A 300-nucleotide genomic window follows, 5' to 3' on the forward strand; every position below is an offset into this window, starting at 1 on the left:
GTCGCCACCGGCAAGGGGCGCGAGGTCGAGGAACCGGTCACCCATCGCGACGGCACGGTGCGGCAGCTGATGACGCGCAAGAGCCGGTTGGTGGCCCTCGACGGGTCGGTGCATCTGGTCGGCTCCAGCACCGACATCACCGATGTCAAGGCGCGCGAGCGGGCGCTCAAGGAAAGCATGAGCGAGAACCAGGTGTTCCGCAGCCTGATCGACAACGTGCCGGTGTCGATCTATGCCAAGCGCTCGGATATGCGGCAGTTCTCCGTCAACAAGGGCTGGTCGGATCTCACCGGCTTCAGC

The 300-nt window shown here is 65.3% G+C and carries 1 protein-coding gene; it reads left to right on the forward strand.

Annotation, left to right across the window (positions count from 1 at the left end):
• The coding region (locus tag EN808_RS35750; RefSeq protein WP_135918260.1) for a PAS domain-containing protein at nucleotides 1-300 on the forward strand (300 nt) is incomplete at both ends.

Origin of the sequence: Mesorhizobium sp. M8A.F.Ca.ET.165.01.1.1, assembly GCF_004792065.1 — a bacterium.
Classification (GTDB): Bacteria; Pseudomonadota; Alphaproteobacteria; order Rhizobiales; family Rhizobiaceae; genus Mesorhizobium.